The organism is Nocardia sp. NPDC047654 (assembly GCF_043205035.1).
Lineage (GTDB): Bacteria > Actinomycetota > Actinomycetes > Mycobacteriales > Mycobacteriaceae > Nocardia.
On record NZ_JBIDDF010000039.1, the window covers coordinates 1,900 to 3,537 of the forward strand.

Genomic DNA, 1,638 nt, shown 5'->3' on the forward strand with positions numbered 1-1,638 from the left:
AGCTTCCCGAAGGAAGTCCATCCGGTTCAGGACGATTAGCACAGATGATTCGCCATTGGGCGCGGATACACGGGTACGGGAATATCAACCCGTTGTCCATCGACTACGCCTGTCGGCCTCGCCTTAGGTCCCGACTCACCCTGGGCGGATTAACCTGGCCCAGGAACCCTTGGTCATTCGGCGGACGAGTTTCTCACTCGTCTTTCGCTACTCATGCCTGCATTCTCACTCGCACAGCCTCCACAACTAGTTCACACTGCTGCTTCCACGGCTGCACGACGCTCCCCTACCCATCCCAGCTCCTGGCTCGAAAGCAGAATAATACTGGAATGCCGCGGCTTCGGCGGTGTACTTGAGCCCCGCTACATTGTCGGCGCAGGATCACTTGACCAGTGAGCTATTACGCACTCTTTCAAGGGTGGCTGCTTCTAAGCCAACCTCCTGGTTGTCTTCGCGACCCCACATCCTTTTCCACTTAGTACACGCTTAGGGGCCTTAGCCGGCGATCTGGGCTGTTTCCCTCTCGACTACGAAGCTTATCCCCCGCAGTCTCACTGCCACGCTCTCACACACCGGCATTCGGAGTTTGGCTGACTTCGGTAAGCTTGTAGGCCCCCTAGGCCATCCAGTAGCTCTACCTCCGGCGTGAAACACGTGACGCTGCACCTAAATGCATTTCGGGGAGAACCAGCTATCACGGAGTTTGATTGGCCTTTCACCCCTACCCACAGCTCATCCCCTCAGTTTTCAACCTAAGTGGGTTCGGGCCTCCACGACGTCTTACCGTCGCTTCACCCTGGCCATGGGTAGATCACTCCGCTTCGGGTCCATGACATGCGACTAAAAACGCCCTATTCGGACTCGCTTTCGCTACGGCTACCCCACACGGGTTAACCTCGCCACACACCGATGACTCGCAGGCTCATTCTTCAAAAGGCACGCCATCACCCCACCACAAAGTGGAAGGCTCTGACGGATTGTAAGCGTCCGGTTTCAGGTACTATTTCACTCCCCTCCCGGGGTACTTTTCACCTTTCCCTCACGGTACTAGTCCGCTATCGGTCACCAGGGAGTATTCAGGCTTACCGGGTGGTCCCGGCAGATTCACAGCAGATTTCACGGGCCCGCTGCTACTCGGGTATCACTCACGAGAGCCGTCATGCTTTCGTCTACGGGATTCTCACCCTCTACGACAGGCCGTTCCAGACCACTTCGACTAACACAACGGTTTCTGACTCCCGCCCAGCCCGGCAGGACTGAGAAGAATGACCCCACAACACCAAATAGACAACCCCTGCCGAGTATCACATCTACCTGGTTTAGCCTCATCCGCTTTCGCTCGCCACTACTCACGGAATCACAATTGTTTTCTCTTCCTGTGGGTACTGAGATGTTTCACTTCCCCACGTTCCCTCCCCACCGCCTATATATTCAGCGGAGGGTGACACGACATCACTCGTGCCGGGTTTCCCCATTCGGAAATCCTCGGATCTCAGCTCGGTTGACAGCTCCCCGAGGCTTATCGCAGCCTCCTACGTCCTTCATCGGCTCCTGGTGCCAAGGCATCCACCGAACGCTCTTAAACACTTACAAACAAAGATGCTCGCGTCCACTGTGCAGTTCTCAAACAACACACAA

The 1,638-nt window shown here is 55.9% G+C and carries 1 rRNA gene (only partly in view); it reads right to left on the reverse strand.

Features of this window, described 5'->3' with window-relative positions:
* Positions 1-1,593, reverse strand: a 23S ribosomal RNA gene (locus ACGF7Y_RS36415) (it extends 1,620 nt beyond the left edge of the window).
* Positions 1,594-1,638 lie beyond the last annotated feature (45 nt).